The organism is Streptomyces sp. NPDC006510 (assembly GCF_040611955.1).
GTDB lineage: Bacteria > Actinomycetota > Actinomycetes > Streptomycetales > Streptomycetaceae > Streptomyces.
The window spans coordinates 1-5,215 of the sequence record NZ_JBEXPH010000339.1 but is presented as its reverse complement, the minus strand read 5'-3'; the positions used below and the strand labels follow the sequence as shown (position 1 = coordinate 5,215).

Here is a 5,215-nt window from a genome sequence, read left to right as displayed (position 1 = left end):
TTCCTCAATCTTGGTGAACAGACCGGTCAGTTGCTCGTACTCGCCATAGGCATCGACAGTCGCCTGGTCGATCATGGCTTCGAGTTCCGCCCGCGGATGAACGGCGATGTTCATGGCTCCGGAGCGCAGAACCGCCAGCCTCTCGGCCAGCACTTCCTCCAGCTCCTCGCGTGTGCGCCGCTCCATGAGCATGTCCCAGTGCGTACGCGCAGGCTTGCCCTTCTTCTCCTCGGGGCCATCCCCGTCCACCAGGAGTGCCATGGCGCCACACGCCTTGCACTCCCACTCCGGCGGAATTTCCGCCTCTACCGAGAACGGCATCTCAAATCGATGTCCGTTCTGGCATGCGTACTCCACCGCCTGGCGCGGGGCCAGATCGATGCCGCGGTCCGTCTCGTAGCTGGTAACCACGAGTCGCGTGCCGCGGAGAGCTCGCTCACTCATGAATCGTGCCTCCCGGGCTTGTCGCCCACAGGACAGGTGTCGCTGTCGTCGTCATCCGGTCAACGTCCGGTCGGCGGTAAAGATTCCCGTTGCCGGTCATGCGTCGCCCGTCGTGTCGCTGCTTTTTCAGGTTTCCCAGGGTTTCAAGTACCCAGCGATGCCCGGTTTGTCACATCTGGCGGAAGTTGTCACCCAACGGTTCGGCTTCTTCCGCCCGCAGTAACGGTCCTCCGGGCAGGCCAAAGGCGTACACTACCGGCCTTTCACTTCAACGTCTAAATCCGTTCCGGAACGGGATTGCCCGCAGCTGCCACGGCCCGCCGGACCGGCACCCTCGCGAGCAGGACGGAACCGACCGCGAAGAAGATCACCAACGACATGATCGCATCCCGGTAGCTCCCGGTCAGCTGGTATGCGAGCCCGAACACCAGCGGCCCCAGCCAGCTCAGTCCGCGGTCGCTCATCTCGTACGCGGAGAAGTACTCGGCCTCCTTGCCGCGCGGCACCAGATGGGAGAACAGCGAGCGCGACAGCGCCTGGCTGCCGCCCAGCACCAGGCCGATCGCCGAAGCCAGTAGATAGAAGAAGACCGGCGCCTTCGCGGGGAGGAAATAACCGGCGACGAGAATCAGCGTCCAGACGACGAGCGAGCCGAGGATCGTGCGCTTCGCGCCGTACTCCCGTGCCAGCCGGCCCATCCCCAGGGCCCCGGCCACCGCGAGCACCTGAACCAGCAGCACCGCCGTGATCAGGGTCGTCTGGTCGAGGCCCAGCTCCTCCGAGCCGTACACCGAGGCCTGGGAGATCACCGTCTGCACGCCGTCGTTGTAGACGAGGTACGCCAGCAGGAAGGAGAGCGTCAGCGGATGGCGGCGCATGTCGCGCAGGGTGGCCATCAGTTGCCGCCACCCCGAACCGACCGCCCCCTCGCCGCTCGGTGCCACGTGCCGGTCACGCAGCCTGCGCAGCGGCACGATCGTGAAGGCGCCCCACCAGAGGCCGGCCGACGCGAGACAGATCCTTACCGCGTCGGACTCGGAGAGGCCGAAGGAGTCGTGGCCCGTGTACAGGACCAGGTTCAGCACCAGGACCAAGGCGCCCGAGGTGTATCCGAAGGCCCAGCCGCGGGAGGAGACTGCGTCCCGCTCCTCCGGCCCGGCGATCTGCGGAAGATACGCGTTGTAGAGCACCATCGACACCGAGATCGCGGCGTTCGCCACGATCAGCAGGAACGCGCCCAGCAGAAAGCGGTGACCGTCCAGGAAGAACATTCCGGTGGTCGCGGCGGCCCCCGTGTAGGCGGCGGTCGCGAGCAGCGGCTTCTTGCGCCCCGTACGGTCCGCGGCGGCGCCCACGATCGGCATCACGATCACCGCGACCACGACGGACACCGAGACCGCGTAGGCGAACAGCGACCCGGCGCGGACCGGAATGCCGAGCGGGTGAACGAAGCCGTCGGCGTCGGCGGCCGCCTTGGCTATCGAGGTGAGATAGGGGCCGATGAATACTGTCAGGACGCTCGTCGAGTAGACGGAGCAGGCGAAGTCGTAGAAATACCAGCCGCGTTGTTCACGTCTGCGGCTCGCGGCCTCGGCGGAATCCGCTGTCGGCTCTGCCGGCTCTGTCGGTTCAGCGGTTTCCGCGGTCTCGGCGCTCAACCCGCACCCCCTCGTCTCTCCCCGTGAAGACGTCGCACGGCCGGCGTCAGGCCCAGGCCCCCCGCTCGCTCAGCACCGTGCGCAGCGTCTCGATGTGATCGGTCATGATGCCATCCACACCGAGGTCGAGGAGCGCTGCCATCCGCTCGGGTTCGTTCACGGTCCAGACGTGCACCTGGAGCCCGCGCGAGTGGGCCTCGCGCATGAAGCGCCGGTCGACCACCCGGACGCCGTTCTGGCTCTCCGGCACCTGTGCGCACACCGCGCCGGCCCGTAGCGCCGCCGGTATTCCGTACGAGCGCAGCCGCAGGCCCAGCACGCCCCGGACGCCGTAGGAGGTGGCGAGCCGGGGGCCCGCCAGCCGGTGGGCCCTGGCCACCCGGGCCTCCGAGAACGAGCCGACGCACACCCGGTCCCAGGCGTCCGTGCGGCGGATCAGCTCGACCAGCGGGGCCAGCGCGGACCCGGCCTTGATGTCGACGTTCCAGCGGGCCCCGGGGAACGTCTCCAGCAGTTCCTCGAACAGCGGCAGCGGCTCCCGGCCGGCCACCCTGGCCTGCCGTACCTCGCTCCACGGCAGCTCGGCGATCCGGCCGCGGGCGTCCGTCACCCGGTCCAGGGTGGCGTCGTGGAAGGCCACCAGACGGCCGTCCGACGTGGTGTGCACATCGGTCTCGAAGTAGCGGTATCCGGCGTCGGCGGCCCGGCGGAACGCGGCCGTGGTGTTCTCGATCCCGTCCGCCGCACCGCCTCGATGGGCGAAGGGGATCGTCGCGGGATGGTCCAGATAGGGGTGGCGTACTGAGGTCACTGCGGAAGTATCGCCTGCCCCGGTGTCCGGGCGGTGACGGCGGTGTCGCCGTTGTCCGGCGCGGCTGCGACGGCGTCCCCTTCGCCGGACCCGGCCTCGTCGGCCCCGGCCGGCTTCTCGCCGATCGCGAAGAAGCGCAGGAAGAACTGGGCGAGCGGGCCGATGGCGAGGGCGTACACGACCGTGCCCGCGCCGAGGGAACCGCCGAGCAGGAAGCCGGTCGCCACGACCGCCACCTCGATCAGCGTCCGCACCAGCCGGATGGAGCGGCCGGTACGCAGATGAAGTCCGGTCATGAGGCCGTCACGCGGTCCCGGGCCGAACCGCGCCGCGATGTACAGCCCCGTGGCGACGCCGTTGACCACGACTCCGGCGACCATCAGGGCGATCTGCGCGGCGAGACCGTGCACGTCGGGCACGAACGCCAGCGTGCCGTCCATGGCGATGCCTATGGCGAAGACATTGGAGACGGTGCCCAGGCCCGGACGCTGCCTGATCGGTATCCACAGCAGCAGCACGGCCGCGCCGACGATGATCGAGACGACCCCGATGGACAGACCGGTGCGCTCGGCGAGTCCCTGATGCAGCACGCCCCAGGGTTCGAGCCCCAGACCGGCGCGGACCAGGAGCGCCGAACTCGCCCCGTACAGCGCGAGACCGACGTACAGCTGGATCAGCCGTCGGGTGAGGTGCGATCCGCGAGGGACGGCTGTGATGGACAAGGGGTGCCCCCTGGTGTGGTGGTAGTGGACTGCCGCATGTCACTCTGTGGCAGGGGATTGGCTACCAACTATGGCCAATCCGAGGAAGGTGGACTGATTTCCATGGCTCAGTGGACTTCGGCAGTGGGCGCGGCGCAGCTTGCCCGGCAGCTCCGGGCCCAACAGCCCCGGCCCGCCGGACCGGGCGCCCGCAGGCCGCCCGCCTATCGTGCGCTGGCCGACGGGATCCGTCTGCTCGTCCTCGAAGGCCGGGTGCCCGTCGCCGCCAGGCTCCCCGCCGAACGCGAACTGGCGCTCGCCCTCTCCGTCAGCCGCACCACCGTCGCCGCCGCGTACGAGGCGCTGCGGACCGAGGGGTTCCTGGAGTCCCGCCGGGGCGCCGGCAGCTGGACCGCGGTGCCCGCCGGGAACCCGCTGCCCGCACGCGGACTGGAACCGTTGCCCCCGGAGTCCCTCGGCTCGATGATCGACCTGGGCTGCGCCTCGCTGCCCGCCCCCGAACCGTGGCTGACCCGGGCGTTCCAGGGATCCATCGAGGAACTCGCGCCGTACGCCCACACCCACGGCGACTACCCGGCCGGGCTGCCCGCGCTGCGGCAGATGATCGCCGACCGCTACACCGGGCGCGGCATCCCGACCATGCCCGAACAGATCATGGTCACCACCGGCGCGATGGGTGCGATCGACGCGATCTGCCACCTCTTCGCGGGCCGGGGCGAGCGGATCGCGGTGGAGTCCCCGAGCTACGCCAACATCCTGCAACTGATGCGGGAGGCCGGTGCCCGGCTGGTGCCGGTGGCGATGGAGGAGGGCCTCGGCGGCTGGGACATGAACCGGTGGCGGCAGGTGCTGCGGGAGGCGGCGCCGCGGCTCGCCTATGTCGTCGCCGACTTCCACAACCCCACCGGTGCGCTGGCCGACGAGGACCGGCGGCGCGACCTGGTGGACGCGGCCCGCTCCGCCGGCACGGTCCTGGTCGTCGACGAGACCATGAACGAGCTCTGCCTCGACCCCGATGTGCAGATGCCGCGCCGGGTCTGCGCCTTCGATCCGGCGGGCTCCACCGTGATCACGGTCGGATCGGCGAGCAAGGCCTTCTGGGCGGGCATGCGGATCGGCTGGGTGCGCGCCGCCCCGGACGTGATCCGCAGCCTGGTGGCCGCCCGCGCCTACGCCGACATGGGCACGCCCGTCCTCGAACAGCTCGCCGTGAACTGGCTGATGCGTACCGGCGGTTGGGAGGAGGCCGTGCAGGTCCGGCGCGAACAGGCGCGGGAGAACCGGGACGCGCTCGTCGCCGCGGTCCGCCGGGAGCTGCCCGACTGGGAGTTCACCGTTCCGCTCGGCGGCCTGACGCTCTGGGTGCGCACCGGCGGTCTCTCCGGCTCCCGGCTGGCGGTGGCAGGGGAGCGGGTCGGGGTACGCGTTCCGTCCGGTCCCCGGTTCGGGGTCGACGGCGCCTTCGAGGGGTACGTACGGCTGCCGTTCACGGTCGCGGGGCCGGTCGCGGACGAGGCGGCGGTACGGCTCGCGGCAGCGGCGCAGCTGGTGGGGTCGGGGGCGGGCGCGGGGGTCGAGGC

The 5,215-nt window shown here is 70.3% G+C and carries 4 protein-coding genes and 1 pseudogene; 1 reads left to right on the top strand and 4 read right to left on the bottom strand.

From position 1 onward, the window contains the following. Window positions 1–90 precede the first annotated feature (90 nt). The 4 genes and pseudogenes from ABZY11_RS42710 to ABZY11_RS42695 form a co-directional block, all read right to left on the bottom strand. Window positions 91–444 (bottom strand): annotated as a pseudogene (locus ABZY11_RS42710) (RNA polymerase-binding protein RbpA); the annotation flags it as partial. A gap of 275 nt (window positions 445–719) precedes the next feature. Continuing rightward, a complete protein-coding gene (locus ABZY11_RS42705; protein WP_356484341.1) occupies window positions 720–2,102 on the bottom strand; it encodes an MFS transporter in 1,383 nt (460 codons plus the stop codon). A 46-nt stretch (window positions 2,103–2,148) separates the two neighbouring features. Continuing rightward, window positions 2,149–2,913 carry a glycerophosphodiester phosphodiesterase gene (locus ABZY11_RS42700; RefSeq protein WP_356484340.1) on the bottom strand — a complete coding sequence of 255 codons (765 nt, stop codon included), beginning with the start codon at window positions 2,911–2,913 and terminating at the stop codon, window positions 2,149–2,151. Beyond that, window positions 2,910–3,635 carry a hypothetical protein gene (locus ABZY11_RS42695; protein WP_356484339.1) on the bottom strand — a complete coding sequence of 242 codons (726 nt, stop codon included), beginning with the start codon at window positions 3,633–3,635 and terminating at the stop codon, window positions 2,910–2,912. The genes ABZY11_RS42700 and ABZY11_RS42695 overlap by 4 nt, the downstream gene beginning before the upstream one ends. 102 nt (window positions 3,636–3,737) lie before the next feature. Here ABZY11_RS42695 and ABZY11_RS42690 point away from each other — a divergent pair. Continuing rightward, on the top strand, window positions 3,738–5,215 hold a 1,478-nt coding region (locus ABZY11_RS42690; RefSeq protein ID WP_356484338.1), incomplete at its 3' end, for a PLP-dependent aminotransferase family protein.